Raw genomic sequence first — 26,111 nt, forward strand, 5'->3', positions numbered from 1 at the left:
CCCTGGGTGGGCTTAGCGAGGGCGGATCTCGATACCTGCGACGCGGTCGCTCAGAGGCAACAGGATCGCCCGTACGGTATAGGATTGGTGGGCGGTCATGGGGCGCTGTGGGTCGGTGTAGTCGGCCGGGTTCAGGCGCAGCCTGCCCTGCGAAGTGCCCAGCCGGTCTGTCAGCCGGATATCCAGGACCGGCCAGGCTTGGCGTATTGGGCTTTCGAGCTCGAATCGTAGGTGCAGAGTTCCGTCGGTGGTGATCAAGAAATCAGGCGTCGAGACGCGGACCTGCCCTGGCACTCGTGGTGGGTGCCAGTCGGGACATTGGATCACGCCGCACAGCATGGTGCGCGCCTGGTCCAGTTCGGCCTGTTGACCGGGCGCGATCGGGGGGATGATTAATACCTGTAGCCCGAATAAAGCGAGCAGCCCCAAGGCCAGGGCGAGACCCGGCCACGCCCGTCTACCTCTGGCGGCGTGCAGGTTGAGAAGCCCCGGTGGGGCCTCAATGTCGAGCTTCCATGCCACCTTCGGGATGGACTCGATTTGGGGTGGTGGGGGTCGATCGGCAGAGACGACCCCTTCACCGAGCACACGTTCTCCTGCGCCGCCGATTTCGAGCGCCGGGAACAGGGCGAACTCGGCACCACAGTTAGAGCAGCGGACCTTGTGCAGGCGGACCTTGTCGCCGCTGGCCAGGGCGTGGGTGACGCGGCATTCAGGGCAGCGGGCCAGCATCGTCCGATTCGGCTGTCAGGCGAGGTGGGTCAAGCGTACGCGTAATGCCCCATGCTCTTGCCTGCGCCTCATGTACATAGCTAGCGCCGCCGGCCGCCCAGCAGTGCCCAGCCTTCGCGGCAGTCTTCGACGCCGATGTCGAAGGCATCGGAGTAGGCGGCCATCACCTCATCTGCCTGGCGCTCCAGCAGGCCGGCGAGCAGGATACGTGCGCCCGGTTTGGCCGCACGGGCCAGCTCCGGCGCGAGGTCGATCAGGGGTTTGGCGAGGATGTTGGCCAGTACTAGGTCAAAGCCCGCCGTCGGTACCGGATGGTCGAGCAATCCAATTTCCAGCTGGGCCGGGGGTACGGCATTCGCATCGGCGTTGCTGCGGGTCGCCTGCACGGCCTGTGCGTCGATGTCGATACCCACGGCCTGGCGTGCGCCGAGTTTGAGGGCCGCGATGGCAAGGATGCCGGAGCCGCAGCCGTAATCCAGGATGTCCAGATCGCGCGGTGGCTGTTGGGCCAGAGCGGCGAGGCACATCGCGGTGGTCGGGTGGTTGCCTGTGCCGAAGGCCAGCCCAGGGTCCAGGCGGACGAACGTGCCTTCCTCAATGGCGGGCTCGTCTTCCCAGGAAGGCACAATCCACAGCGAGTGGCCGCAATGGATCGCGCCCAGGCCGTCAAGGCCTGCTCGCACCCAGTCTTGATCCTCGATCGCCTGGACCAGGATCCCCTCTGGTGCCTGTGCCTGGCGTTCCAGTGCCGCGGCCGCAAGATCGGCCTGGGTCGTGTCCGGGAATACCGCCTTCAGGCGCACGGTGGACCACAGCGGATGGGTGCCTATCGGGGGCTCGAACAGCGGCTCATCGGCCCCATCGAATAGCTCAACGCTGACCGCGCCCAGTTCGAACAGGGTGTCTTCAAGTGGCTCGGCCTGTTCCGGGGTGATCTGGCATTCGAGTTCGGCAAGGCTCATGGGGGCTCCGGATGACGCGGGCCGTCAGGCCTGTGCCTTCAGTTTCTTCTCGAGATAGTGGATGTCGGTCTCGCCACGCTGGAAATTCGCGTCAATCATCAGGTCATGGTGCAGCGCGACGTTGGTCTGGATGCCGTCCACGACGATCTCGCCCAGGGCCCCTCGCATGCGCGCGAGGGCGACCGCTCGGCTATTGCCGTGGGCGATGAGCTTGCCGATCATCGAGTCATAATACGGCGGCACGACGTAACCGTTGTAGATGTGAGTATCCATGCGGATACCCGGACCGCCCGGCGCGTGGTACTGCTGGATGGTGCCGGGGCTGGGCATGAAGGTGGTTGGGTCTTCGGCATTGATGCGGCACTCGATCGCATGGCCGGTGATGCACACATCGTCCTGGGTGTAGCCCAGTGGCTCCCCGGCGGCAATGCGGATCTGCTCGCGCACCAGGTCGATCCCGGTGACCTGCTCGGTGACCGTGTGCTCGACTTGCAGGCGGGTGTTCATCTCGATGAAGTAGAAGGCCCCGTTCTCGTACAGGAACTCGAAGGTGCCCGCGCCGCGGTAACCGATCTCCTGACAGGCGCGGATCAGGCGCTGCGCCATGGCCTGGCGTTGCTCATCGGTAATGCCGGGGGCAGGGGCCTCCTCGATCACCTTCTGATGGCGGCGCTGCATGGAACAGTCGCGCTCACCCAGGCAAACCGCGTTGCCGTGGCTGTCGGCGAGAATCTGGAACTCCACGTGGCGTGGTTGCTCCAGGTATTTTTCCATGTACAGGGTGTCGTTGCCGAAGCCCTGCTGGGCCTCGTTGCGGGTCAGCGAGATCGCACTCAGCAAGGCCCCTTCGGTATGCACCACGCGCATGCCGCGGCCACCACCGCCGGCGGCGGCCTTGATGATGACCGGGTAGCCGATCTCGCGCGCCAACGCAAGGTTGGTGTCTGCGTCTTCGCCCAGGGCGCCGCCGGAGCCGGGGACGCAGGGCACGTTGGCCTCCAGCATCGACTGCTTGGCGGAGACCTTGTCGCCCATCAGGCGGATGGTGTCGGCCCGCGGGCCGATGAAGGCAAAGCCCGAGGACTCGACCCGTTCGGCGAAGTCCGCGTTCTCCGACAGAAAACCGTAGCCCGGATGGATCGCGCCGGCATCGGTGACCTCGGCGGCGGCGATCAGCGCGGGAATATTCAGGTAGCTCTCGCCGGACGCCGCGGGACCGATGCAAACGGACTCGTCCGCAAGTCGGACGTGCTTCAGGTCGCGGTCGGCACTGGAGTGCGCGGCGACGGTCGCAATGCCCATTTCGCGGCAGGTGCGCAGGACCCGCAGAGCGATCTCGCCGCGGTTGGCGATCAGAATTTTCTCAAACATGCTCGAACCTGTTTCCAGCGGAGCCGGGACCGGGCCCGGCGAATGGGCTCATCCGATGATGAACAGCGGTTGCCCGTATTCCACCGGGTTGCCGTTTTCGATCAGGATGTCGCGGATGGTGCCGGCCTGATCGGCCTCGATCGGATTGAGCATCTTCATGGCCTCGATGATGCACAGGGTCTCGCCGACCTCGACGGTCTGGCCGACCTCGACGAACGGCTTCGAACCCGGGCTGGGCGCGCGATAGAAGGTGCCGACCATGGGGGCGGTGACGCGGTGACCATCCATCTCCGGGGGCGCGCTGGCCGCGTCGGCCGGGGCGGCCGCGAGCGGTGCGTTGGCCGGTGCCGCGACGGGCAGGGGTGCCGGGGCCGGTGCTGCGACGGCGGTGCCGCTGGCCGAGCGGGTGATGCGGACCGACTCCTCGCCCTCGTGAATCTCGATCTCGTGGATGCCGCTCTCGTCGAGCAGGTCGATCAGTTTCTTGACCTTGCGAATGTCCATGGAAGCCTCTTATTCCTTGATAGCTGCAAGCGCCGCATCCAGCGCCAGCCGGTAGCCAATGACCCCAAAGCCACTGACCAGACCGGCGGCGACATCGCTCAGACGCGAGGTCTGGCGGAACGGCTCGCGGGCGTGGATATTGCTGATATGGATCTCGTAAAACGGGATGGCGACCCCCAGCAGGGCATCGCGCAGACTGACGCTGGTATGGGTCAGGCCACCGGGATTGATCAGGATGCGTTGTACGCCCTCGCCGGGGGCGGCATGAATGCGGTCGATGAGATCGCCCTCATGATTGCTCTGAAAGCAGTCGAGTGTGGTATCCGCCTGTTCGGCACGGTCGCGCAGGTCGGTCTCAATGTCGGCCAGGGTCTGGGCGCCGTAGCGCTCCGGCTCCCGCTGTCCCAGCAGGTTCAGGTTGGGGCCGTTGAGCAGCAGAATGGAGGCCATAGCAGGGGGAATCGGTAGCGATCCTGTAGACAATGGACGCGATTACACCGAAAAATGACGGTGCGGCGAATGTTTAGGATTTTGCCGCAGGAAGGGTGGGGGTGTCCAGCACAAGCGTCCGCCCCGGGGGTGATTCCGGGGCGGTCGACGGCTTATGAGTCGGCAGTGAGCGGGAACAGTGTGAGCTCCACGCGGCGGTTCTGCTCGCGCCCGGCATCGGTGTCATTGGTGGCCACCGGCTGGTGCGGTCCAAAGCCGATGGTGTGCACGCGTACGGACTGCACGCCGCGGCGGATGAGCGCCTGGCCCACGCTTTCGGCGCGGCGTTCGGAGAGGTCCATGTTGTACTCGACCCGGCCGGTGCTGTCGGTGTGGCCGGCCACCTCGATGCCGGTTTGGTCGAACTCCTCAAGGACCAGAGCGACGGAATCCAGCACGTCCTGGAACTGCGGTTTGACCTCGGCACGGTCGAAATCGAAGGTGATGTTGCTCGGCATGTTGAGGATGATGTTGTCGCCGTCGCGCGTGACGCTGACGCCGGTGCCGCGCAGCTGTTCGCGCAGGGCATCTTCCTGGCGGTCCATGTAATTGCCGATGGCGCCGCCGGCCAGGGCCCCGATGCCAGCCCCGATCATGGCTCGCTGAGTGCGGTTGCGGCTGCTGGTGACACTGCCGAGCACGGCGCCGGTGGCCGCGCCGATGCCGGCCCCGATGGTGGCGCGCGAGACGCGTTCTTCCCCTGTGTATGGGTCGGTGGTGGTGCAGCCCATTACCAGCACCAGGGCGCCGGTGGCGGCTAGAGCGAGAATGCGTTGCATGGCGGTTCTCCCGTGTTCGTGTGATCCGCAAGGCAGCGGACGTGATGAATCCCAGCTTGCGGTCCGCGGGGTGAACCGTCCATGAACCCGGAGAAGTGGTGGCCTATTGGCCGTCGATTTCGTGACGCAGTTCGTGCAGCACCGGGGCGGTTTCGGGATGGACCCCGCGCCAGATGGAGAAGGCTTCGGCGGCTTGTTCCACCAACATGCCGAGGCCATCGCTGCCGTGCGTGCAGCCGGCGTTGCGGGCCCAGGTGAGGAAGCGCTGGGCACCGGCGCCGTAGACCAGGTCGTAGGCCAGGCTGTCCGGGTGAACCAGGTGGTCGGGCAGGTCCAACCCGTCCTGCCCGAGGCCGGTCGCGGTCGCGTTGATCGCGAGGTCGAACGAGTGGGAGGGCAGGCGGTTCAGGCCGCACGCGGAGAGGCGAGTCGCCGGGGCAATATCGCGAAAGGCCTCGGCGAGCGCCTCCGCGCGTTCCGGCGTTCGGTTGGCGATCACCAGGGTCTCCGGCGTGCCCTCCAGCAGCGGTTGCAGCAGACCGCGGGTGGCACCGCCCGCGCCCAGGATCAGGACACGCCGGTCGCGTACCTGAAAGCCCAGACGATCCAGGTCGCGGCAGAAGCCGATACCGTCGGTGTTGTCGCCATGGATCTGGAGTTCGCTGTCGCGCCACAGCGTGTTCACGGCGCCTGCGTGGCGCGCACGGTCGCTGAGCTGGCGCGCCAGGGCGAAGGCCTCTTCCTTGAAGGGGACCGTCACGTTCAGGCCGCGCAGGCCTTCCGCGAACCAGGCATTGACCTCCTCGGCGAACTGCCCGGGTGTGCCTTGGCGGGCGTCATAAACGAGAAACTGACCGGTTTGTTCGGCGAACAGGGTGTGAATGCGTGGGGAGAGCGAATGGTGGATCGGGTTGCCCACCACCGCGTAGCGATCCGGGCGCGGTTCGCTCATCGGGCCGCGTCCTCCGCCAGCCATTCGGCGACCACGCGGGCATAGTAGGTGAGGATGCCGTCGGCCCCGGCGCGCTTCATCCCGGTCAGGGCCTCCAGCACGCAGGCGCGCTCGTCCAGCCAGCCGCGTTCGGCGGCGGCCTTGAGCATCGCGTACTCGCCGGAGACGTGATAGACGAAGGTCGGGCGCTGGAACGCGTCGCGGATACGGCGGACCACGTCCAGATACGGCATCCCCGGCTTGACCATCACCATGTCGGCGCCCTCGGCCAGGTCGAGCGCGACCTCGTGCAGGGCCTCGTCGCCGTTGGCCGGGTCCATCTGGTAGGTCACTTTGCCGCCCTTGCCCAGATTGCTGGCCGAGCCCACCGCGTCACGGAACGGCCCGTAGAAGGCCGAGGCGTACTTGGCGGAGTAGGCGAGGATGCGCGTGTGCAGGTGCCCGCCGTCCTCCAGCGCGCTGCGGATCGCGCCGATGCGTCCGTCCATCATGTCGGAGGGGGCGACCACGTCGGCACCGGCGGCCGCATGCGACAGCGCCTGCTTCACCAGGGCCTCGACGGTCATGTCGTTCACCACGTAGCCGTCGTCGTCGATGATGCCGTCCTGGCCGTGGGTGGTGAACGGGTCCAGGGCGACGTCGGTGATCACGCCCAGTTCCGGGTGGGTGGCCTTCAGGGCGCGCACTGCGCGCTGCGCCAGGCCCTCGGGGTTCCAGGCCTCCTGCGCATCCAGGCTCTTCTTCTCGGCCGGGACCACCGGGAACAGAGCCAGCGCCGGGATGCCGAGGCGCACGGCCGCCGCGGCCTCTTCCAGCAGATGGTCAATGGATACGCGTTCCACGCCGGGCATGGACGGAACGGCCTCGCGGACACCTTCGCCCTCGGTGACGAACACCGGCAGGATCAGGTCGTCGGCGCGCAGGTGGTGTTCGCGCATCAGGCGACGGGAAAAGGCGTCGCGGCGCATCCGGCGCGGCCGGCCGGCGGGATACGGGGCGATCGGTGCGGTCATGCCAGGTCCTTTGGGTTCAGCGGGCGGCCTCGGCCAGCCAGTCGCGGGGTTTTAAATAGCGCTCGTACAGCGCGCCCTCGGGCGTACCGGGTTCTGGCTGGTAGTTGTACTCCCAGCGCACCAGCGGTGGCAGCGACATCAGGATCGACTCGGTGCGCCCGCCCGACTGCAGGCCAAACAGGGTACCGCGGTCGTAGACCAGGTTGAACTCGACATAGCGGCCGCGCCGGTAGAGCTGGAACTGCCGCTCGCGCTCGCCGTACTCGGTATCGCGACGACGTTCGACGATGGGGGCGTAGGCCTTCAGGTAGGCATTGCCCACGCTTTGCATGTAGCCAAAGGCGTGCTCGAAGCCGCCCTCGCTGAAATCGTCGAAGAACAGTCCGCCGACCCCGCGCGGCTCGTCGCGGTGCTTCAGGTGGAAGTACTCGTCGCACCACTTCTTGTGGGCCGGGTAGAGGTGTTCGCCGAACGGGCGGCAGGCAGCCTCGGCCGCGCGATGCCAGTGGATGCAGTCCTCATCGGAGCCGTAGTAGGGCGTCAGGTCGAAGCCGCCGCCGAACCACCAGATCGGGTCCTCGCCGGGCTTCTCCGCGATGAAGAAGCGCACGTTCGCGTGTGAGGTGGGCACGTAAGGATTGTGCGGGTGGATCACCAGTGACACCCCGGTCGCCTGGAACGAACGGCCGGCCATCTCCGGACGGTGGGCGGTGGCCGAGGCCGGGAGGTTGTCGCCCATCACGTGGGAGAAGTTGACCCCTGCCTGTTCGAAGACCCGCCCCTCGCGCAGTACCCGAGTGCGCCCGCCACCCCCGGCCGGCCGGTCCCAGGCGTCTTCCTCGAACTGCGCGCGGCCATCCAGGCCCTCGAGCCCTTCGCAGATGCGGTCCTGCAGGCCCTGCAGGTAATCGATTACGCGCTCGATGGAGACGGGGTCCTGGCTCATGCTGCGTCCTGGTGAGTCAATCGTGGGTTTCGGTGTCCGGTCCGCCCCGGAGCCAGGCCCCGGAACGGGCGTCGCGGATCGCGCTCGGCGTGTCGCGCCCGCCACATTCTGCCTGCAGGATGACATCGATGCCCGCGCCAAGTTGTGAGGCAACGCAATCCCAGGTCCGGCACGGCTCTTCGCCGGCGCGGTTCGCGCTGGTGGAAACCAGCGCGCTGTCGGCTGCCGCGCACAGCGCGCGGGTGGCCGGATGGGCGGTTATGCGCACAGCGAGCGTGTCGTGCTCGCCGCGCAGCCGGGACGGGCAATCCGGGGTGACCGGCAGCAGCCAGGTGGTGGGTCCAGGCCAGCTGGCGTCGATCTCGGCCTGGCGTTCGGCGGGCAAAGGGGCCAGCCAGGATGCGAGGCGGTCCAGCCGGTCACTGACCACGATCAGCCCCTTGGTGACCGGTCGGCCTTTCAGGCTCAGGATGCGGTCGACCGCCGCTGCGGCGTCCGGGCGGCAACCGAGGCCGAAGACCGCCTCGGTGGGATAGGCGACAACACCGTCGTCACGCACGCAGCGCGCGACGGTTTCGATCTCGGGCGTCAGTAGTGGGGCCTTATTCGGATCCACGGTGGCTGGAGGACTGGGCGCTCAGGCGGCTGTTGCCGGTTCCGTCACCGGATTTCGCGGCGCTCGACTTCTTTGCCGTGGACTTCTTGGTCGCTGGCTTCTTCGTGCTCGTGCCCGTTTTCTTGGTGCTGGAGGCCTTCTTCTTCGGAGCTGCCTTCTTGGTCGTCGTCGACTTGGACTTGGCCGTTGTCTTGCTGGCGGTCTTGGTCGCTGCCTTGCCCGAGGTCTTTGCGGTTGACTTGGCCGCGCCCTTGCGTCCGCGGCCCTTGCGTTCCGGGGCGGCGGCGATCAGCTCCTGGCACTGTTCCAGTGTCAGAGACTTGGGATCGGTCTCCTTTGGAATCTTGGCGTTCTTGTTGCCGTCGGTCACGTAGGGACCGTAGCGCCCGTTCAGGACCTGAATGCCTTCCGCCTCGAAGCCCATGATGAAGCGTTCGGCGTCCTTTTGCTTCTTCTCGGCGACGATCTCCAGGGCACGCGGCAGCTCGATGGTCCAGACGTCATCGTCCGGGGTCAGGGAGGCATACTTCGAGCCGTACTTCACGTACGGGCCGAAGCGCCCGATGTTCACCATCACCGGTTCACCCTCGGGGGTCTCGCCCAGGTCGCGCGGTAGCTTGAACAGTTCCAGCGCCTCGCCGAGGGTGACCTTATCCATCTTCTGTCCGGGCAGAAGCCCGGCGAACAGTGGCTTCTCCTCGTCGTCCTTGGTCCCGATCTGCACGATCGGGCCGAAGCGGCCGAGACGCACCGAGACCGGGCGTCCGCTTTTGGGGTCGGTGCCCAGTTCGCGCGACTGTACCGCTTCGGCACGGGTGACGTTCTCTTCCTTCTCCTTCACCCGGTCGCGGAAATCGCCCCAGAAGTCTTCCAGTACCGGCACCCAGTCCTTTTCGCCGCGCGAGATCGCGTCCAACTCGTCTTCCAGCTTCGCGGTGAAGTCGTAATCCACATAGCGGTCGAAGTGCTGGGTCAGGAAGCTGTTCACGATCCGGCCGGTGTCGGTCGGGATGAACCGCTTGCCGTCCATCTCCACGTACTCGCGTGACTGCAGTGTGGAGATGATGCTGGCGTAGGTGGAGGGGCGGCCGATACCGTATTCCTCCAGCGTCTTCACCAGGCTGGCCTCGGTGTAGCGCGGCGGTGGCTCGGTGAAGTGCTGGTCGGCGGTGACCTCGTTCAGCTTCACGGTGTCGCCTTCGGCCATCTCGGGCAGACGCTTGTCTTCGTCGTCCTCGGCCGCGTCGTCGCGGCCCTCCTGGTAGACGGCGATGAAGCCGGGGTCAACCAGGGTGGAGCCGGTGGCGCGGAAGCGGTGCTGGGTCTCGCCCGGGACCAGGTCGGCGGCGACGGTGTCGAAGGTCGCGTGGATCATCTGGCAGGCGACCGTGCGCTTCCAGATCAGGTCGTACAGCCGCGCCTGGTCGCTCGTCATGCGGTCGCGGACCTCGTTCGGTACGTGGCGCACGGAGGTTGGGCGGATCGCCTCGTGGGCCTCCTGGGCGTTCTTCGACTTGGTCTTGTACTGGCGCGGGCTGTCGGGGACGTTGTTCGCGCCATAGCGTTCCTCGATCAGGCCGCGGATCTCGCCGATCGCCTCGTCGGCCAGGGCGACCGAGTCGGTACGCATGTAGGTGATCAGGCCGACCGCGCCGGAGCCGAGATCAATCCCTTCATAGAGCTGCTGCGCGGTGCGCATGGTGCGGCTGGCGGTGAAGCCCAGTTTGCGCGAGGCCTCCTGCTGCAGCGTCGAGGTGGTGAACGGTGCGGCCGGGTTGCGGCGGCGCTGTTTCTTCTCGACCTTGGCGACCTTCAACTCGCCACTGGCGGCTTCGGTCAGGCGCTTCTGCGCGTCGTGCGCCAGTTCGGCGCTGTTCAGGTCGAACTGATCCAGCTTGTTGCCGTCCAGATGACTCAGGCGCGCGGTGAATGCCTGGCCCTGGCGTTCGGTCAGGGCATCCAGGGTCCAGTATTCGCGCGGGACGAAGGCCTCGATCTCGTTCTCGCGCTCGCAGATCATGCGCAGCGCCGGGCTTTGCACACGTCCGGCCGACAGCCCGCGCTTGATCTTGCGCCACAGCAGTGGCGAGAGGTTGAAGCCGACCAGGTAGTCCAGGGCGCGGCGCGCTTGCTGGGCGTCGATCAGAGGGGTGGCGAGCTCGCGCGGTTCCTCGATCGCTTGCTGGATCGCCTTCTTGGTGATCTCGTGGAACACGACACGGTGCACACCGCGATCGTCCAGCAGGCCGCGCTCGCGCAGGACCTCGTAGAGGTGCCAGGAGATCGCCTCCCCTTCGCGGTCGGGGTCAGTCGCGAGGATCAGGTCGTCGGCCTTCTTCAGCGCCTTGGCGATCGCGTCGATTTGCTTCTCGCTGCGCTCGATGATGTCGTACTTCATGCGGAACCCGTCTTCCGGGTCCACCGCGCCCTCCTTGGGGACGAGGTCGCGTACATGGCCGTACGAGGCAAGGACCTGGTAATCGGGACCCAGGTACTTCTCGATGGTCTTGCCCTTGGCGGGGGACTCTACAATAACGAGGTGCTTGCTCATGTCGCTCGGGACCGTCTCCGTGGCAGCGGGTTCCGTGTCAGGGCAGTGGCGGTTGCACGGGTGCAACCGGGTTCACGGGCGCTAAAGACTAGAGGAGGAAATGCCCGTTGGCTACCGCGCGCCTTTCGCAAGACGGAGAAATCAGTGCAGATAATCCACGGCCGTGGGGCCCGAGTCGTCGCGCATGACCTCTTCCAGGCGGGAATAGGCGATCGCGTCGTCGGGCTGGTTGAACAGTACCATCAGAACCACCCAGCGCAGCTGGTCGAGGTCGATCTCCTCGGCATCCAGTTCCATCACCCGGTCCAACACCAGTTCGCGGGTGCCGGCGGTCAGCAGTCCGTTCTGTTCCAGGTGCAGCAGGAAGCCGTGGGCCTCGGTGTCCAGACGCTTGCGCTCTTCGGGGGCGTAAATCCGCTGGGCGGCACCATCGCCCCCGCGCGCGGCCAGCGGGGCCTCGCTCATCAGGCGGTCCAGCCAGCCCAGGGCACGATCGATTTCGCGCCGGGCAAATCCGGCCTCCACCAGATGGCGTTCCAGTTCCGAGCGGTCTGGCTCCTCGTCGGATTCCTCGTCGATGGTGTGCTCAAAGAGATACATGAGCACATCCAGCACGTTCTCGTTCATGATTCGGGGGATCCTGCGTCGAGGCGCTGGTAGCGTCCGTGGTCGAGGGCGGCCACGCGGCCATGGAGTTCAAGCAAAACCAGCATGGATGAAAGCTGTTCGATGGTCAATTTGGTTCGTTCGCGCAGGGTTTCCAGCGGCACTGGGTCGAAACCCATCGCGTTCAGCAGGCGTTCCTGCTCCGGGTCCAGTGGTTCGCGGGCGGGTTCGATCTGGGTCGCGGGTGCATTGGGGGCCACGCCCAGCCAGTCCGCAAGGTCGTCGAGGATCTCGTCGGCCGACTCCACCAGCTGGGCGCCGTCACGAATCAGTCGGTGGCAGCCGCGGCTGGTTGGGCTGAGTACCGAGCCGGGGATCGCATAGACCTGCCGCCCCTGTTCGGCGGCCAGGCGCGCGGTGATCAGCGATCCGCTCTTGAGCGCGGCCTCCACTACGAGCGTGGCGAGTGACAGGCCGCTGATCACTCGGTTGCGCTGTGGGAAGTTCCGCGCCAGGGGGCGGGTGCCGCAGGGCCACAGCGATACCACCAGACCGTGATCCGCGATGCGATGTGCCAGACGCCGGTGCTGGGCGGGGTAGATGCGGTCTGGCCCGGTGGCGACGACGGCGATCGTACGTCCGCCCGCGGCGGCCAGGGCGCCTTCATGGGCGGCGCCGTCGATGCCGAGCGCGAGGCCACTGGTGATGGTCAGCCCGGCGCCGGCGAGTTCGCGCGCGAATTCGGTGGCCAGGCGTTCCCCCTGGGGCGTCGCGTCGCGGCTACCGACAATCCCGACCTGTGGTGTTCGCAACAGCCCAGGGTCACCGTTGAGGTACAGCACCGGTGGTGGGTCGGGGAGTTCTGCCAGCAGGGGCGGGTAGGTGGGATCGTCCAGACACAGGAGGTGGTGTCGGGGGTCGGCATCCAGCCAGGCCTGGTCGGCCGCGGCCCCCGCATCGCGGGTCTGGCGCGCGGCGTCATCCAGCTTGAGTTCGACACCCGCTCGCTGCCACTCGGCGGTGGGGGTGTCCAGGGCCAGGCCGGGGGAACCAAAGGCCTCGATCAGTCGCAGCAGGCGGCGTGGGCCGAGGCCGGGGGTGTTGATCAGGCGTAGCCAATCCTGGTGTGGCGCGGCTTCCCTGCCAGCGTCACGCATGCAGTCGGGCCAGGCGTCCGATCAGGGAGTGCGAACCTTGTCGCCTTCGCGCAGGGTGCGTTCGGCCTCGGTGACCAGGACGTAGGAGACCTTCTCGAAGGTCTGGAACACCACCACCGTGCCAACTTCCTCTTCCGGAAGGGTGACCACCTCGTTGGCGCGGCTGCTGATTGGGTCGCGCACCTCGCGGCCCGCGGTGAAGGCCGTGAAGACCTGACCGTTCTCGATGCCGTCGCGTTCGCCGCGGTTGATGATGGCGGCCTGCAGCTGTCCGATCTGGCTGATGGCATCGAACAGCGAGATGATCGTGCCCTCGGTCCCAGCGGGCGGGCGGCCAATATCGAACAGCATGTCCTGCTCTTCGGCGAAGGGCACCAGACGGTCGCCACGGATCGCCTCGCGCTCGCCCTTGCGGATGTCGGCGCGGGCCACGTTGCCGGGTTCGACAATCTCGGCCTCGCCTACCGGCAGGGTGGCAACCCCCAAGTCTTCGCCGGTATCCGGGTCCGTCAGGGCGCCGTCGTGGCGAACGATGTGGTAGAGATCGTAGCGCTCGGTGTCCTCGGCATTGCGCACGTAGACGCGGTCACCCGGGCCAAAGATCACGCGTTCGTCCTGCGAGGCGAGGATGTACGGGGCGTTCTCGAGGGTCTCCTCGTCCAGCACCTGCGGGCGGAACATAAACGACTGCAGGGTGGAGATGGGTGAGACGTCTTCGTCGCGTTCCACGACGCGCGCCTCTGGTGACAGGCGCTGGGTCGGGCGCACGCGCGGCCCGCCGTCGACTGTGATGCGAGGCTGGCCGTCCACGTAATAGATGCTGAGGACGTCGCCCGGATAGATCAGGTGGGGGTTCTCGATCTCTGGATTCACCATCCAGATTTCCGGCCAGTACCAGGGATCCTGCAGGAACATCGCGGAGATGTCCCACAGCGTGTCGCCTTCCTTGACCACGTAGCGTTCGGGTGCGGACTCACGGATTTCGGGTTCCGCTTCCGAGGTATCGGGCGCGTCCATCGCGTTGCGCGATTCGCGCGGCTCAGAGCGGGTTTCGCCCGCGTCGGTAGCGTCCGATTCGGCGCCGCCGTTATCCGGCGTGGCCGCGCAGGCGCTCAGCAACAGCGTTACACTGAACAAAATGCCCGGCAGTACGAAGGTCGTGGTGGCCCTGGTCTTGTACATTGTGGTGTCCCCTGTCAGGTCCGCGCGCTCCCCGAGCCTTCCTGTGGCCCGGCCCCCAATCGGATGACGCAATTCCGCGGATATTGCGGTCCAACGTTAGCAGAATCGCGGCGTCTGTACAGTACAAAGTTTGAGGTTTTTTCATGGCCAAGCGTGAAATCCTGCACTTCCCCGATCCCCGGCTGCGCCTGAAGGCGGAGCACGTTGCCGAGGTGGATGACGAAATCCGCACTCTGGTAGACGACATGTTGGAGACCATGTACGCGGCGCCAGGCATTGGCCTGGCGGCCACCCAGATCAACGTGCAGAAGCGTGTTTTGGTGGCAGATGTCTCCGAGGATCAGAGCGAGCCGCATGCCTTGATCAACCCGGAAATCCTGGACACCTCCGGCGAGGAGGAGATGGATGAGGGCTGCCTGTCGGTACCCGGGTTCTACGAGAAGGTGCAGCGCGCCGACCGGATCCGCGTGCGTGCGTTGGGGCGAGATGGAAAGCCCTTCGAGATGGAGATCGACGGTCTGCTGGCGGTGTGTATCCAGCATGAGATTGATCACCTGGACGGCAAGCTGTTCGTCGATTACTTGTCCAGTCTGAAGCGCAACCGTATCCGTAAGAAGCTGGAGAAGCAGGGCGCCCGCACGGGGTCCGGTGACAAGGCCGCGGCCCCCGCGGTCTGATGGGGGTGGCGGACACGGACGTCGAGTCCCTGCGCATCGTTTATGCCGGGACGCCCGAATTTGCGGTCCCGGCGCTGGAGGCCCTGATTGCGAAGGGCCAGGCCCCGGTTGCGGTGTATACCCAGCCGGACCGACCGGCCGGGCGTGGGCGCAAGTTGCGCCCGAGTCCGGTCAAGCAGGTCGCCGAGGCCGCAGGGTTGCCGGTCGTGCAGCCGGAGGGCCTCAAGTCCGCCGAGGCGCAGGCCGAGCTCGCCGCCTGGCGGCCGGACATCCTGATCGTGGCCGCTTATGGGCTAATCCTGCCGCGCGCCGTGCTCGCGATCCCGCCCTTGGGAGGCCTGAATATCCATGCCTCAATGCTGCCGCGCTGGCGTGGTGCGGCGCCAATCCATCGCGCCATTCTCGCGGGCGATTCCGATACCGGGGTGTGCCTGATGCAGATGGCCCCAGGGTTGGACACCGGTCCCGTACACGCCTGTCGCTCGGTCCCGATTTCGCCCGAGACTACCACCGGAAGCCTGCACGACGTCCTCGCCCGCGAAGGGGCGGAGCTGCTGGTTGAGCAGCTCCCGATGATCGCCACGGGCGAGTCCGCTCCCTGGCCGCAGGAGGGTACGCAGGCCACCTACGCGCACAAACTGGAAAAGCGGGAGGCCTGGCTCGACTGGTCGCAGCCGGCCACGGCCCTGGATCGTCAGGTGCGCGCGTTCAATCCCTGGCCCATCGCTCAGACCGAGTGGGACGGGCAGGTCGTGCGTGTGCATGCCGCGACCCCGCTGGCCGGTGCGGCCGATGCCGCCCCGGGAACGGTGCTCTCGGCCGGACCCGACGGGGTGGATGTGGCCACCGGAGAGGGTGTATTGCGGCTGCAGACTGTCCAACTGCCAGGGCGCCGCCCGGTATCCGCGGGGGACTGGGCCCGCAATGCGGAACTCTCGGGGCAGATCCTGACGGGGGTGCAGTGATGGCGGGCAAGCCAAAGCGTGTGGTGCCCTCGCGGGTGGATTCGCGTTCTCCGCGCCAGCGAGCGCTGGAAGCGGTCGAGCGCGTGGTCTTGCAGGGACAGTCGCTGACCCAGGCCGTCGAATTGGCGACCGACGGCCTGGAGGCACGCGATGCCGCCTGGGTGCAGGCCCTGGCCTACACGATCCTGCGCTGGTACCCGCAGCTGGAAGGCCTGGTTGGGAGTTTTCTTGATCGGCCCCTGCGGCGTAAGGATGCGGTGATCGGGGTGCTGCTGGCACAGGGCCTGGCCGAGGTGTTGCATTTTGGCACCCGGGATCATGCCGCGGTGCGCGAGACGGCCGAACTGGCGCGGGAGATCCACCGCCCGGGCGCAGTGGGGCTGATCAACGCCGTTTTGCGCCGCGCGCTGCGCGAGCAGGATGCATTGGCCACCCGCATTGCCGCGGAACCGGGGCTGCGCTATGCCGTTCCCGAATGGCTGCTGGAGGCCATCCGCGAGGCCTGGCCCGAGGAGTGGGAGGCGCTACTGGAGGCCTCGACTCAGCCGGCCCCGATGACCCTGCGTGTGAACCTGCATCGTGGCAGCCGCGAAGTGGCCCTGGAGGCCCTGGCCGCCGCAGGGGCCCCGGCTCGACCGCACCCGGCGCTTGCCAGTGCGCTGACCCTGGAGAACCCGGTCGATGTCGGGGGCTTGCCCGGATTCTTCGAAGGGCGAATGTCAGTGCAGGATGCCTCGGCGCAGTGGGCGGGGGTCTTGCTGGATCCGCAGCCCGGCGAACGCGTGCTGGATGCCTGTGCGGCCCCCGGCGGCAAGACCGGGCATTTGCTGGAGCATGCAGGTGGTGACCTGGACCTGACTGCACTGGATAACGACCCTGCCCGTCTGGAGCAGGTGCGTGAGAACCTCGATCGGCTGGGATTGAATGCCGATCTGGTGGCGGCGGATCTGGAGGCGACCGACGCCTGGTGGGATGGTCAGGGCTTCGACGCCATCCTGCTGGACGTGCCCTGTTCGGCGACTGGTGTCATTCGGCGCCATCCCGACATCAAGACCCTGCGCCGCGCGGACGATATTCCGCGCCTGGCCGCCGAACAGGCCCGACTGCTGGCGGGTGCCTGGCGCCTGCTGCGGCCAGGTGGTCGGCTGCTCTATGCCACCTGTTCCTTGCTGTCGGCGGAGAACGAGGCGGTGGTAGCCCCGTTCGTCGCTGCGACCCCGGACGCATGCGCGCAGCCGCTGAACCGTGGCGCGGGCATCCCCGGTGCGCGGCCTCGCGAGGTCGGCCTGTCGCTGCCGCTCGGGCTCGAGGGTGGGGATGGTTTTTACTATGCCTTGCTGGAGAAGCAGGCCCTCTGATGTCGGGACGCGCTTACTTTCGACGGTGGCCCGCCGCGGTGCTGTTTGGCCTGCTCGGGGTACTGGCCATGCCCAGTCTGGCGCAGGCGGTGGAGATCCGCACCGCGAATCACATGTGGCTGGACGACACCACGGTGCTGGTGCGTCTGGGTATCGATATGCGCCTGCCGGCCGTTCTGGAGGATGCCCTGGCCAATGGGGTTACGCTGGAATTCGAGACTCAGGCGCGGCTGGAGCGTAGTGGTCGTATGGGTCGCGATACCCTGAAAACCGAGGCCCGACGGGTGAAGCTGCAATACTTTGCCCTCAATCGGCATTACCTGGTAACCGCGGTGACCGACGAACGCATGGATCTGCAACCGACGCTGGGCGATGCGCTGGACCAGGTGGCCCGCAGATTAGGGCGGTTGCGCCTCGATGGCGTCCCGGAATCCGCTCGGGACAACCCCGGGGAGTTGGGTCTAGCAGCCCATCTGACGCTCGTGTATTCGGCCTTGCCGCTTCCTTTGCAACTGGATGCCGGCCTGCGCGGTGACCTCACAACCCGACAGGAGTGGTGGCGATGGCCGCTGGACTGAGAGGCTTCCCATGGGGGCTCCTCGGCATCGGGCTCCTGTTCGCGCTGCTGCTGACCTCGCTGGTGGTGATGGGGGATGCGGCCCAGAACCAGGCGCGTTTCGAGCAGTTGTTCCTGTGGCTTCTGGTCTTCCACGTGGCTGTGCTTCTGGTGCTGAGTGGGCTGATCGTCTACCAGCTCGTGCGCATGGCGATCCAGTATCGGCGCGGGGTCCCAGGTAGCCGACTGACGCTGCGCCTGGTGGCGGTGTTCATGCTGGTGGCGGTGCTGCCGGTCTCGGTCGTCTACTACTTCTCCTTCAAATTTCTGAACGAGGGTGTGGATTCCTGGTTCGACGTCCGGGTGGAGTCGGCCCTGGAGGATGCCCTCGAACTGTCGCGCTCATCGCTGGACCTGCGGGTGCGCCAACTGGCCAACGAGACCCAGGAATTGATGAGCGATCTCGAGGGGCTTTCCGAGGGCCTGGTGCCACTGGCGTTGAACGACTATCGCCGCCAGGTCGGGGCGCAGGAACTGACGCTGGTCGGATCCAACAATCGCATCATCGCCTCCAGTACCGACAGCCCCATCCGTCGGCTGCCGAGCCCGCCCGGCTCGGACATCCTGATGCGGGTGCGCCCGGAACAACCATATTCGCGGTTGGAGCCGCAGTCCGATGGCTCGCTGATTATTCGCGTGGTGGCGACCACCAGTAGCCGCCGTCCGGGTTCCGAGAATCGCATCCTGCAGGGGATCTACCCGGTGGATCCGCGCATGAGTGCGCTGTCGCTGCGGGTGCAAGACGCCTTTGCCGACTATCGCGAGTTCGCCTATCTGCGCGGTCCGATGATCCAGGGCTTCGTCTTTACCCTGTCGTTGGCGCTGGCGATTTCCTTGATGGCTGCCCTGTGGGCCGGGCTGCTGGTGGCGCGGCGTATGGTGCGTCCGATCTCGGATCTGGTGCAGGGCACGCGCATGGTCGCGCAAGGGGATTACAGCACCCGATTGGCGGTGCAGCGCGCAGACGAGCTGGGCTTTCTGGTGCAGTCCTTCAACACCATGACCCGCACGCTGAACGAGGCCCGCGACGAGGCCGAGCGCAACCGTCGCCTGCTGGATGCCGAACGCGCCTACCTGGAGAGTGTGCTGCAGCACCTGCGCTCCGGCGTGCTGGCATTGGATGGCAGCCTGCGTCTGCGTACCGCGAACGCCGCGGCCAGCGAGATCCTGGAGTGCGACCTCCAGGGGGCGCGTACCCGAGTGATGTCCGAGCTGGGCAAGGAGTGTCCACTGGTGGCACAGTTCTTCGAGGCGATCAGCGATGCCCTGGTGCGCCAGGAAGCGGAGTGGTCGCGCCAGGTGGTGGTGTTCACTCGTAGTGGGCGCAAGGTGTTGATGACGCGTGCGGTGTGGCTGCCAACCTCGGGTTCCAGCCGCGGCCTGCACGCGATCGTGTTCGACGACATGACGGAATTCCTAAAGGCCCAGCGTGATGCCGCCTGGGGTGAGGTCGCGCGACGTCTGGCGCACGAGATCAAAAACCCGCTGACCCCGATCCAGTTATCCGCCGAGCGCCTTTCGCGCCGTCTGGGCAAGGTGCTGGAGGGCGCGGACCGTGAAGTGCTGGACCGGGCCACCGGCACCATCGTGCAGCAGGTGGAGGCGATGAAGACCCTGGTCAACGCCTTCCGCGACTATGCCCAGGCGCCGCAGCTGGAGCGTGCCTCTGTGGATATGAATCAGTTGATCCGCGATGTCTGCGAGCTCTACCTGGATCAGGATGGTCACTCGCGTGTGGATGTCGCGCTGGATGCCTCGCTTCCGCGCATCCACGGCGATGCCGGGCGTTTGCGACAGTTGCTGCACAATCTGATCAAGAACGCCCTGGAGGCGGGCAAGGGTCACGAGGACATGGAGGTGCATGTCGCCACGGTGTTCCTCGACGATCCCGCCGGGCCGCATATCGAGATGCGGGTGACCGACACCGGCCCCGGCATCAAGCCGGAGTTCCTGGGGCGCATCTTCGAGCCTTACACCACCGACAAGCCGCGTGGAACCGGTCTCGGTTTGGCCGTGGCGCAGAAGATTGTGGAAGAACATGGCGGCATGATTGAGTGCCATAATGCCGAATCCGGGCAAGGAGGTGCGGTGTTCCGCATCCGTATCCCGGTCGAGCATGGTCCGGTGGTTCATGAGGAGCCCGAATGAGCGAAGCCTACATACTCGTGGTCGACGACGAGCCGGACATCCGCATGCTGCTGCAGGATGTGCTGGAGGACGAGGGCTATCAGGTGGCGCTCGCTGGTTCCGTGGCCGAGGCAAAGGCACAGCGCCGCAGTCGACGTCCAGACCTGATCCTGCTGGATGTCTGGATGCCGGATGGTGATGGCATCTCGCTCTTGAAGGAGTGGAGCGACGACGAAGGCCTGCCCTGCCCAGTGGTGATGATCTCCGGTCATGGCAACGTTGAGACTGCGGTCGATGCCACGCGCCTGGGGGCCTACGATTTCATCGAGAAGCCGCTGTCCATCGACAAGCTGCTGATTACCCTGAACAACGCCCTGGAGGCCGCGCGCCTGCAGCGCGAGAACGTGGGTCTCAAGCGCCATGCAGGAACGGTCCACGATCCGGTCGGGGACAGTGCGGCCATGGTGAATCTGCGCGACCAGGTCCAGCGCATGGCGCAGCACGACACCTGGGTGCTGATCACTGGGGAGCCGGGGGTGGGCAAGCAGACCTTCGCGCGCTTGCTGCACGCGCGCAGTGCGCGCCGCGACAGTCCGTTCATCGTGGTCTCGGTCGGGTCCATGTCAGGCGACGAGGCGATCGCCGAGCTGTTTGGCAGCGAGCAGGGCGAGCATGTGCGCTACGGCCTGCTGGAACAGGCGGCCGGGGGCGTGCTATTCCTGGACGAAGTCGCCGAGATGGATCTGCAAACCCAGGGTCGTCTGCTGCATGCCCTGGACACCCAGCGTATTACCCGTATCGGCGGGAATCAGCCGATCAGTGTGAATGTGCGCGTGATCGCGGCCAGCCAGTACGACCTGGCCGAGGCGGTGGAACAAGGGCATTTCCGCGAGGACTTGTACTATCGCCTGAACGTCCTCCCGCTGGCGGTCCCGCCGTTGCGCGAACATCCCGAGGACATCCCGGAGCTGCTGGAGTGCCACATGCGTCACCTGCACCAGCAGGAGGGGCTGCCGGTGCGCGCCTTCCAGCGCCCGGCGCTGGAGCGGTTGCAGCAGTATCACTGGCCGGGCAACGTGCGCGAACTGCGCAACCTGGTTCAGCGCCTGATGATCCTGGGCTCGGGTGACGAGATTACCCGTGACGAGGTGGAACGCACCCTGTCCGGCCAGCCACAGCGCGCGGAGGAGGCCGGAGAGGGGGTGGTTGCAATCCCCGATCTGCCGCTGCGCGAGGCCCGCGAGCAGTTCGAACGCGAGTACCTGCAGCAGCAGCTGGAGCGTTCCGAAGGCAACATGACGCGCCTGGCGGAACGGGTGGGGCTGGAGCGCACCCACCTGTACCGCAAGTTCAAGGCGCTGGGGATCGATCCCAAGCGCGTGAAATCCGATAGCTGAATCCGCTCCGGGACGGGAGACGCATGAAGCACATCATCATTCTCGGGGCCGGGCAGGTCGGTCAGTCGCTGGCCGAGGCGTTGAGTGCCGATGGGATCGATATCACCATGGTCGATTACCGGGCCGAGATGCTGGCCGAGCTGGAGGACCGTTTCGATATCAAGACGGTCCATGGCTTCGCGGCCCATCCGGGGGTGCTGCGGGCGGCGGGTGCGCAGGATGCTTCGATGCTGATCGCGGTGACCAACTCCGACGAGACCAACATGGTGGCCTGCCAGGTGGCCTCCACGCTGTTCAATATCGAGACCAAGATCGCCCGCGTGCGGGCTCGCGATTACCACGAGACCCCGGAGCTGTTCGCCCAGGACGCGATGCCGGTGGATATGCTGATCTCGCCCGAGGCGATCGTGACCAGTCATATCCAGCGTCTGATCGAGCATCCCGGTTCGCTGCAGGTGTTGGAGTTTGCCGAGGGCCGGGTCTCCCTGGTTGGGGTGCGGGCCTATTACGGCGGCCCGCTGGTCGGCCACGAGTTGAAGAACCTGCAAAGCGACATGCCGGGCATTCACACCCGGGTGGCTGCGATCTTCCGCAAGGACCGATCGATTCAACCCGATGGCAATACGGTGATCGAGGCGGATGACGAGGTGTTCTTTGTCGCGGCGAAGAAAAATATCCGGGCGGTCACCTCGGAGCTGCGCAAGCTGGAGAAGCCCTACAAGCGAATCCTGATCGCCGGTGGTGGCAACATCGGCGAGCGCCTCGCCGAGACCCTCAGCAAGCGCTACCGCGTCAAGGTAATCGAGCGCGATTCCGACCGTGCCGATCATCTGGCGAGAAGCCTGCCAAGCAATGTCCTGGTGCTGCATGGCGACAGTGCCGACGATCGCTTTTTGGAGTCGATCAACGTCGAACACAGCGACGTGTTCTGTGCCGTAACCAACGACGATCAGGCGAACATCTTTGCCGGGATGCTGGCCAAGCGCTGGGGGGTGCGCAAGGTGATGTCCCTGATCAATCGGCCGAGCTACGTGGACCTGCTGCAGAGCGGAACCATCGACGTCGCGATCTCGCCGCAGCAGGCCACCATCAGCGCCCTGCTGGCGCGGGTGCGCGAGGGTGGCACGGCCACCGTGCATGCCCTGCGTCGTGGGGCGGCCGAGGCGATCGAGACGGTGGTTAACGGCGATGCCCGCACCTCGCAGGTGGTGGATCGCACGATCGACGAGATCGACTTTCCCGAGGGGACCAGCGTGGGGGCGGTCGTGCGCGGGGAGGAGGTGATCATTCCGCACCACGATACGGTGATCCATGCGGGGGATCACGTGATCCTGTTCGTAACCGATCGGCGCAAGGTGAAGCAGGTCCAGCGCCTGTTCCAGCCCACGGCGCTGTTCTTCTAGCCCGCGCGCAATGCTGCATCTTGCCTCCACCGCCCGGTTGCTGGGTGTCCTGCTGACGCTGTTCAGCCTGGCGATGCTGCCGCCGGCGGCGATTGGTTTCCTTTACGGCGAGTCCACGGCGTTTGTCTTCCTGCAGGCGTTTGCCCTTCTGCTCCTGATGGGGGGGCTGCTGTGGGCGCCGCTATACCGAATGCGCCAGGAACTGCAGGCGCGCGACGGGTTCATCCTGGTCGTGCTGTTCTGGCTGGGGCTGGGGATTGCTGGCGCGACTCCGTTGTTCCTCGACCCCAGCCTGCAGATCTCCTTTACCGATGCCACCTTCGAATCGATGTCCGGGCTGACCACGACCGGGGCCACAGTGCTGTCCGGACTGGACGATCTGCCACGGGCGCTACTGTGGTATCGCCAGCAGCTGCAGTGGATGGGGGGCATGGGCATCATCGTGCTCGCGGTGGCCATCCTCCCGCTGTTGGGCGTGGGCGGCATGCAGCTGTTCAAGGCCGAGACCCCGGGGCCGATCCGCGACAACAAGTTGACCCCGCGCATTGCCGAGACCGCGCGCAATCTCTGGTATATCTACCTGGGCCTTACCGTGGCCTGCGCGCTGGCCTACTGGGCCGCCGGCATGGAGGCCTTTGATGCGGTGGCGCACGCCTTCTCCACCGTGGCGATTGGCGGCTTCTCGCCTTACGACGCGAGCATCGGCCACTTCGACAGCGCCATGATCGAGGCCGTGGCGATCGTCTTTATGATGATTGCGGGGATGAACTTCGCCCTGCATTTTCTGGTGATCCACCGTCACACGGTCGCACCCTATCGCCGTGACGAGGAGCTGCGCACCTACCTGCTGTTGCTCGCCGGAGCCAGTGTGGTCGTGGTGACCTTCATGCTCGTGACCGGCTTCGCCAGCGACACCACGGAGGCGCTGCGCAAGGGCCTGTTCCATGTGGTGTCGATCGCGACTACCACTGGATATTCGACGGACAGTTTCTACCTGTGGCCCGGATTCCTGCCGGTGCTGCTCATTTTCCTGTCATTCATTGGTGCCTGTACCGGCTCCACTGGCGGTGGGATGAAGGTGGTGCGCGTCTTGCTGCTGGCGAAACAGGGCCTGCGCGAGATCAAGCGTCTGATCCACCCGCATGCGCGGATCACGGTCAAGGTGAACGGCAAGGAGGCCCCGGACCGTGTCGTCCAGGCGGTGTGGGGCTTTCTCGCGGCCTACGTGATGGTGTTCGTGGTGATGATGCTGCTGTTGATGGTGACTGGTCTGGATCAGGTCACCTCGTTCTCGGCGGTCGCGGCCACCCTGAACAACCTTGGCCCCGGCCTCGGCGAGGTGGGCGCGAACTACGCCTCGATCAATGATTTCAGCAAGTGGGTTCTGGTGTTCGCGATGCTGATGGGGCGTCTGGAGATCTTTACTGTGCTGGTGCTTCTGTCGCCCGCCTTCTGGCGGCGTTAGCCTGAATGCCCGGATTTGCACGCGGCGCGGGAGGTGCCCCATGAGCGACATGATCGAACGCTTCCAGAACATGCTGGATGGCGGACAGGACTCCGCGATGCTGCGGTTTTCGCTGGGTAACGCCCTGGCGACGGACGGTCAGCTGGAGGCCGCGGTGCCCCACCTGGAACGGGCCCTCGAGCTGGACGGTGGCTATTCCGCGGCCTGGAAGCTGCTGGCCAAGACGCTGGTGGAGCTGGAGCGCCCGGAGGCGGCGCTATCCACATGCGAGCGCGGCATCCGCGTGGCCACTGAGAAGGGCGACCTCCAGGCCGCGAAGGAGATGGAGGTCTATGCCAGGCGCGCGCGCAAGCAACAGGCGTCCCAGGGTGATACCGCCAGGGGGCCCGGGGACGTATGAATTCGACGGACGACCCGCAATCGCGCGGTGACGAGGCGGGGGCCTATCAGGCCCCCCTGACCGCCCGACATTTTGCCCCGCAGTATTGGGGGAGCTGGCTGTTTCTGGCCCTCGCTTGGGTGCTCCAGGAGCTTCCGCGTTCTGCGGTGCGCGGTCTGGCAAGTGGGCTGGGAAGGCTGATCCAGCGCTTCGCCGGGCGTAGCCGCGCGGTGGCCGAGCGCAACCTGGAACTGTGCTTCCCGGAGATGTCGGCGGCCGAACGCGCCCGACGCCTGGAAGCCTATTACCGCTATCAGGCGCAGACGGTGCTGGACTACGGCCTGCTGTGGTTCGGCAAGCCGGGCCAGCACGCGGCGCGCATCCGCATCGAAGGTCTGGAGCACTACGAGCGCCTGCAGGCCAGTGGCAAGCCGGTCATTATCCTGGCGCCGCATTCACTGGCGCTGGACTACGGCGGTGTGCGCATGAGCCAGATGTACGATGGTGTCTCCTTCGCAAAGCCGATGAAGAACCCGGTCCTGGAGTGGATCAACCACCGCAGCCGCACCCGCTATTCCGGCGATATCTTTGCCCGCGACCAGGGGTTGCGCCCGGCGATTCGCCAACTCAAGCGCGGACGTTTCTTCTACTACCTGCCGGACGAAGACCTGGGTGCGGACGGTGCGGTATTCGTCGATTTCTTCGGTGTGCAGAAGGCCACTCTGACGGCCTTGGGCCGCCTGGCGCGGATGTCGAAGGCGGTGGTGCTGCCCAGCTTCGCCTGGTACGACGCGGCAGCGGATCAGTACGTAATGCGCCTGTGGCCTCCGATTGAGGGATACCCGACAGGCGACGACGAGCTCGACGCCCGGCGCATGAACGAGGCCGTGGAGCAGGGCGTGCGCCAGGCCCCGGCGCAGTATCTGTGGTCCATGCGCCTGTTCCGCACCCGCCCCGAAGGCGAGCCCCGCCTGTACCCTGACCGCAAGGGCTGATCCCGGCCGCCATGCCCGAGGGCGATACCATCCACAAGCTGGCATCCGCGTTGCGCCCGATGCTGGCGGGCGCAACGCTGAGCGCGGTCGCGACCCGCGCCCGACGTGGGGACCCACTGCTCGAACACGGCGCGATGGAAGCCGGAGCCGTGCAGGCCCGGGGCAAGCACCTGCTACTCGATTTGCAGGATGCGGATGGCCGGCTTTGGCAACTGCGCACCCACCTCGGTATGTACGGAACCTGGCACCAGTACGCACTGGGCGCCGCCTGGCACAAGCCGGACCCCAGCGCCTGGGCTGTCCTGACCCTGGCGGACCGGGTGCTGGTCTGCTTTCACCCCCGCGAGTTGCAGTGGCGTCCGCACGTGTCCGGGGCCGCGGATGTGCCGCAGCTGGATGCCCGTGTCGGGCCTGATCTTCTCGATCCGGCGGTCGACCTTGAGGCCGTGGTCGCTCGGGTGCGCGCCAGGGCCGACGTGGCGCGCCCGATCCTGGACGTGTTGCTGGATCAATCGCTGGCTGCGGGCATCGGCAATATCTACAAATCCGAGGTGTTGTTCATACATGGACGGCACCCGCTGACGGCCGTTGGGGCGATTACGGATACCGCCCTGCTGGCGATTTATTACGAGGCGGCGCACTTGTTGCGCCGCAACCTCAAGCCGGGGCCCCGCATCACGCGTGAGCGGGCCGAGACGAACGAGTATTTGTACGTATACGGACGCATCGACCAGCCCTGCCGGACGTGTGGCGTCCCCATCCAGCGAGCTTTGTTGGGTGAGCATGGACGTTCGACCTATTGGTGTCCGTCGTGTCAGACGGGGAACCCTGCGCCGATCCTGCCCCACCAAAGGGGACGGACGTAGCGG

25 protein-coding genes are annotated in these 26,111 nt (G+C 66.1%); 11 read left to right on the forward strand and 14 right to left on the reverse strand.

Annotated features, from left to right (window positions below; genetic code table 11):
• Positions 1 to 12: 12 nt before the first annotated feature.
• From F462_RS07475 to F462_RS07540, 14 genes are all read right to left on the reverse strand, one after another.
• Positions 13 to 732 carry a DUF3426 domain-containing protein gene (locus F462_RS07475; RefSeq protein ID WP_038052916.1) on the reverse strand — a complete coding sequence of 240 codons (720 nt, stop codon included), beginning with the start codon at positions 730 to 732 and terminating at the stop codon, positions 13 to 15.
• A gap of 80 nt (positions 733 to 812) precedes the next feature.
• Positions 813 to 1,694 (reverse strand): 50S ribosomal protein L11 methyltransferase, encoded by an 882-nt coding sequence (prmA, locus tag F462_RS07480; RefSeq protein ID WP_038052919.1) that lies wholly within the window; start codon positions 1,692 to 1,694, stop codon positions 813 to 815.
• Positions 1,695 to 1,718: 24 nt separating this feature from the next.
• A complete protein-coding gene (gene accC, locus F462_RS07485) occupies positions 1,719 to 3,065 on the reverse strand; it encodes an acetyl-CoA carboxylase biotin carboxylase subunit (RefSeq protein ID WP_038052922.1) in 1,347 nt (448 codons plus the stop codon).
• A 48-nt stretch (positions 3,066 to 3,113) separates the two neighbouring features.
• Positions 3,114 to 3,569: an acetyl-CoA carboxylase biotin carboxyl carrier protein gene (accB, locus tag F462_RS07490; RefSeq protein WP_038052924.1), complete on the reverse strand. Its 456-nt coding sequence runs from the start codon at positions 3,567 to 3,569 to the stop codon at positions 3,114 to 3,116.
• A 9-nt stretch (positions 3,570 to 3,578) separates the two neighbouring features.
• Positions 3,579 to 4,019 carry a type II 3-dehydroquinate dehydratase gene (gene aroQ / locus F462_RS07495; RefSeq protein WP_018141426.1) on the reverse strand — a complete coding sequence of 147 codons (441 nt, stop codon included), beginning with the start codon at positions 4,017 to 4,019 and terminating at the stop codon, positions 3,579 to 3,581.
• A gap of 152 nt (positions 4,020 to 4,171) precedes the next feature.
• Positions 4,172 to 4,837, reverse strand: coding sequence for a YiaD family glycine zipper/OmpA-like lipoprotein (locus tag F462_RS07500; protein WP_038052926.1), 666 nt, complete (start codon positions 4,835 to 4,837; stop codon positions 4,172 to 4,174).
• A gap of 103 nt (positions 4,838 to 4,940) precedes the next feature.
• A complete protein-coding gene (gene aroE / locus F462_RS07505; RefSeq protein ID WP_038052928.1) occupies positions 4,941 to 5,789 on the reverse strand; it encodes a shikimate dehydrogenase in 849 nt (282 codons plus the stop codon).
• Positions 5,786 to 6,802, reverse strand: a complete 1,017-nt coding sequence (hemB, locus tag F462_RS07510; protein WP_038052930.1) for a porphobilinogen synthase — start codon at positions 6,800 to 6,802, stop codon at positions 5,786 to 5,788. The genes aroE and hemB overlap by 4 nt, the downstream gene beginning before the upstream one ends.
• Positions 6,803 to 6,818: 16 nt before the next feature.
• Positions 6,819 to 7,748: an oxygen-dependent coproporphyrinogen oxidase gene (hemF, locus tag F462_RS07515; protein WP_038052933.1), complete on the reverse strand. Its 930-nt coding sequence runs from the start codon at positions 7,746 to 7,748 to the stop codon at positions 6,819 to 6,821.
• Positions 7,749 to 7,764: 16 nt separating this feature from the next.
• Entirely contained in the window at positions 7,765 to 8,364 is a 600-nt protein-coding gene (locus F462_RS07520; RefSeq protein WP_038052936.1) for an L-threonylcarbamoyladenylate synthase type 1 TsaC, read from the reverse strand.
• Positions 8,351 to 10,915 carry a DNA topoisomerase I gene (locus F462_RS07525; RefSeq protein WP_038052939.1) on the reverse strand — a complete coding sequence of 855 codons (2,565 nt, stop codon included), beginning with the start codon at positions 10,913 to 10,915 and terminating at the stop codon, positions 8,351 to 8,353. Before F462_RS07525 ends, F462_RS07520 begins: the two co-directional genes overlap by 14 nt.
• A 141-nt stretch (positions 10,916 to 11,056) precedes the next feature.
• The gene (locus tag F462_RS07530) at positions 11,057 to 11,542 is read right to left on the reverse strand and encodes a Smg family protein (RefSeq protein ID WP_038052942.1); all 486 of its coding nucleotides are present in this window, start codon (positions 11,540 to 11,542) and stop codon (positions 11,057 to 11,059) included.
• A complete protein-coding gene (dprA, locus tag F462_RS07535) occupies positions 11,539 to 12,678 on the reverse strand; it encodes a DNA-processing protein DprA (RefSeq protein WP_038052945.1) in 1,140 nt (379 codons plus the stop codon). The genes F462_RS07530 and dprA overlap by 4 nt, the downstream gene beginning before the upstream one ends.
• Positions 12,679 to 12,699: 21 nt before the next feature.
• Entirely contained in the window at positions 12,700 to 13,860 is a 1,161-nt protein-coding gene (locus F462_RS07540; protein ID WP_038052949.1) for a LysM peptidoglycan-binding domain-containing protein, read from the reverse strand.
• Between the two features lie 143 nt (positions 13,861 to 14,003).
• On the opposite strand from F462_RS07540, the gene def reads away from it, so the two are divergent.
• From def to F462_RS07595, 11 genes are read left to right on the forward strand one after another with little or no spacing between them, the layout of a single operon-like run.
• A complete protein-coding gene (def, locus tag F462_RS07545) occupies positions 14,004 to 14,537 on the forward strand; it encodes a peptide deformylase (protein WP_038052952.1) in 534 nt (177 codons plus the stop codon).
• The gene (gene fmt / locus F462_RS07550; protein ID WP_038052954.1) at positions 14,537 to 15,502 is read left to right on the forward strand and encodes a methionyl-tRNA formyltransferase; all 966 of its coding nucleotides are present in this window, start codon (positions 14,537 to 14,539) and stop codon (positions 15,500 to 15,502) included. Before def ends, fmt begins: the two co-directional genes overlap by 1 nt.
• Positions 15,502 to 16,860: a 16S rRNA (cytosine(967)-C(5))-methyltransferase RsmB gene (gene rsmB / locus F462_RS07555; protein WP_038052957.1), complete on the forward strand. Its 1,359-nt coding sequence runs from the start codon at positions 15,502 to 15,504 to the stop codon at positions 16,858 to 16,860. The genes fmt and rsmB overlap by 1 nt, the downstream gene beginning before the upstream one ends.
• Positions 16,860 to 17,438, forward strand: coding sequence for a DUF4390 domain-containing protein (locus tag F462_RS07560; RefSeq protein ID WP_018874038.1), 579 nt, complete (start codon positions 16,860 to 16,862; stop codon positions 17,436 to 17,438). Before rsmB ends, F462_RS07560 begins: the two co-directional genes overlap by 1 nt.
• On the forward strand, positions 17,423 to 19,624 hold the full coding sequence (locus tag F462_RS07565) for an ATP-binding protein (protein ID WP_038052960.1): 2,202 nt from the start codon (positions 17,423 to 17,425) through the stop codon (positions 19,622 to 19,624). The genes F462_RS07560 and F462_RS07565 overlap by 16 nt, the downstream gene beginning before the upstream one ends.
• On the forward strand, positions 19,621 to 21,000 hold the full coding sequence (locus F462_RS07570; protein WP_038052962.1) for a sigma-54-dependent transcriptional regulator: 1,380 nt from the start codon (positions 19,621 to 19,623) through the stop codon (positions 20,998 to 21,000). The genes F462_RS07565 and F462_RS07570 overlap by 4 nt, the downstream gene beginning before the upstream one ends.
• Before the next feature lie 23 nt (positions 21,001 to 21,023).
• Positions 21,024 to 22,403 carry a Trk system potassium transporter TrkA gene (gene trkA / locus F462_RS07575; protein WP_018141442.1) on the forward strand — a complete coding sequence of 460 codons (1,380 nt, stop codon included), beginning with the start codon at positions 21,024 to 21,026 and terminating at the stop codon, positions 22,401 to 22,403.
• A 10-nt stretch (positions 22,404 to 22,413) separates the two neighbouring features.
• Positions 22,414 to 23,868 carry a TrkH family potassium uptake protein gene (locus tag F462_RS07580; protein ID WP_038052965.1) on the forward strand — a complete coding sequence of 485 codons (1,455 nt, stop codon included), beginning with the start codon at positions 22,414 to 22,416 and terminating at the stop codon, positions 23,866 to 23,868.
• 40 nt (positions 23,869 to 23,908) lie between these two features.
• On the forward strand, positions 23,909 to 24,268 hold the full coding sequence (locus F462_RS07585) for a tetratricopeptide repeat protein (protein ID WP_038052967.1): 360 nt from the start codon (positions 23,909 to 23,911) through the stop codon (positions 24,266 to 24,268).
• Entirely contained in the window at positions 24,265 to 25,242 is a 978-nt protein-coding gene (locus F462_RS07590; protein WP_038052969.1) for an LpxL/LpxP family acyltransferase, read from the forward strand. The genes F462_RS07585 and F462_RS07590 overlap by 4 nt, the downstream gene beginning before the upstream one ends.
• Positions 25,243 to 25,253: 11 nt before the next feature.
• The gene (locus F462_RS07595) at positions 25,254 to 26,108 is read left to right on the forward strand and encodes a DNA-formamidopyrimidine glycosylase family protein (protein WP_038052971.1); all 855 of its coding nucleotides are present in this window, start codon (positions 25,254 to 25,256) and stop codon (positions 26,106 to 26,108) included.
• The last annotated feature ends 3 nt before the right edge of the window (positions 26,109 to 26,111 follow it).

Origin of the sequence: Thioalkalivibrio sp. ALJ1 (genome assembly GCF_000745395.1) — a bacterium.
Taxonomy (GTDB): Bacteria; Pseudomonadota; Gammaproteobacteria; order Ectothiorhodospirales; family Ectothiorhodospiraceae; genus Thioalkalivibrio.

What these genes read in the sequence shown, in the direction of transcription:
- F462_RS07475 (WP_038052916.1), bottom strand. Translation starts at nt 732, where the DNA reads ATGCTGGCCCGCTGCCCTGAATGCCGCGTCACCCACGCCCTGGCCAGC.
- prmA (WP_038052919.1), bottom strand. Translation starts at nt 1,694, where the DNA reads ATGAGCCTTGCCGAACTCGAATGCCAGATCACCCCGGAACAGGCCGAG.
- accC (WP_038052922.1), bottom strand. Translation starts at nt 3,065, where the DNA reads ATGTTTGAGAAAATTCTGATCGCCAACCGCGGCGAGATCGCTCTGCGG.
- accB (WP_038052924.1), bottom strand. Translation starts at nt 3,569, where the DNA reads ATGGACATTCGCAAGGTCAAGAAACTGATCGACCTGCTCGACGAGAGC.
- aroQ (WP_018141426.1), bottom strand. Translation starts at nt 4,019, where the DNA reads ATGGCCTCCATTCTGCTGCTCAACGGCCCCAACCTGAACCTGCTGGGA.
- F462_RS07500 (WP_038052926.1), bottom strand. Translation starts at nt 4,837, where the DNA reads ATGCAACGCATTCTCGCTCTAGCCGCCACCGGCGCCCTGGTGCTGGTA.
- aroE (WP_038052928.1), bottom strand. Translation starts at nt 5,789, where the DNA reads ATGAGCGAACCGCGCCCGGATCGCTACGCGGTGGTGGGCAACCCGATC.
- hemB (WP_038052930.1), bottom strand. Translation starts at nt 6,802, where the DNA reads ATGACCGCACCGATCGCCCCGTATCCCGCCGGCCGGCCGCGCCGGATG.
- hemF (WP_038052933.1), bottom strand. Translation starts at nt 7,748, where the DNA reads ATGAGCCAGGACCCCGTCTCCATCGAGCGCGTAATCGATTACCTGCAG.
- F462_RS07525 (WP_038052939.1), bottom strand. Translation starts at nt 10,915, where the DNA reads ATGAGCAAGCACCTCGTTATTGTAGAGTCCCCCGCCAAGGGCAAGACC.
- F462_RS07530 (WP_038052942.1), bottom strand. Translation starts at nt 11,542, where the DNA reads ATGAACGAGAACGTGCTGGATGTGCTCATGTATCTCTTTGAGCACACC.
- dprA (WP_038052945.1), bottom strand. Translation starts at nt 12,678, where the DNA reads ATGCGTGACGCTGGCAGGGAAGCCGCGCCACACCAGGATTGGCTACGC.
- F462_RS07540 (WP_038052949.1), bottom strand. Translation starts at nt 13,860, where the DNA reads ATGTACAAGACCAGGGCCACCACGACCTTCGTACTGCCGGGCATTTTG.
- def (WP_038052952.1), top strand. Translation starts at nt 14,004, where the DNA reads ATGGCCAAGCGTGAAATCCTGCACTTCCCCGATCCCCGGCTGCGCCTG.
- fmt (WP_038052954.1), top strand. Translation starts at nt 14,537, where the DNA reads ATGGGGGTGGCGGACACGGACGTCGAGTCCCTGCGCATCGTTTATGCC.
- rsmB (WP_038052957.1), top strand. Translation starts at nt 15,502, where the DNA reads ATGGCGGGCAAGCCAAAGCGTGTGGTGCCCTCGCGGGTGGATTCGCGT.
- F462_RS07560 (WP_018874038.1), top strand. Translation starts at nt 16,860, where the DNA reads ATGTCGGGACGCGCTTACTTTCGACGGTGGCCCGCCGCGGTGCTGTTT.
- F462_RS07565 (WP_038052960.1), top strand. Translation starts at nt 17,423, where the DNA reads ATGGCCGCTGGACTGAGAGGCTTCCCATGGGGGCTCCTCGGCATCGGG.
- F462_RS07570 (WP_038052962.1), top strand. Translation starts at nt 19,621, where the DNA reads ATGAGCGAAGCCTACATACTCGTGGTCGACGACGAGCCGGACATCCGC.
- trkA (WP_018141442.1), top strand. Translation starts at nt 21,024, where the DNA reads ATGAAGCACATCATCATTCTCGGGGCCGGGCAGGTCGGTCAGTCGCTG.
- F462_RS07580 (WP_038052965.1), top strand. Translation starts at nt 22,414, where the DNA reads ATGCTGCATCTTGCCTCCACCGCCCGGTTGCTGGGTGTCCTGCTGACG.
- F462_RS07585 (WP_038052967.1), top strand. Translation starts at nt 23,909, where the DNA reads ATGAGCGACATGATCGAACGCTTCCAGAACATGCTGGATGGCGGACAG.
- F462_RS07590 (WP_038052969.1), top strand. Translation starts at nt 24,265, where the DNA reads ATGAATTCGACGGACGACCCGCAATCGCGCGGTGACGAGGCGGGGGCC.
- F462_RS07595 (WP_038052971.1), top strand. Translation starts at nt 25,254, where the DNA reads ATGCCCGAGGGCGATACCATCCACAAGCTGGCATCCGCGTTGCGCCCG.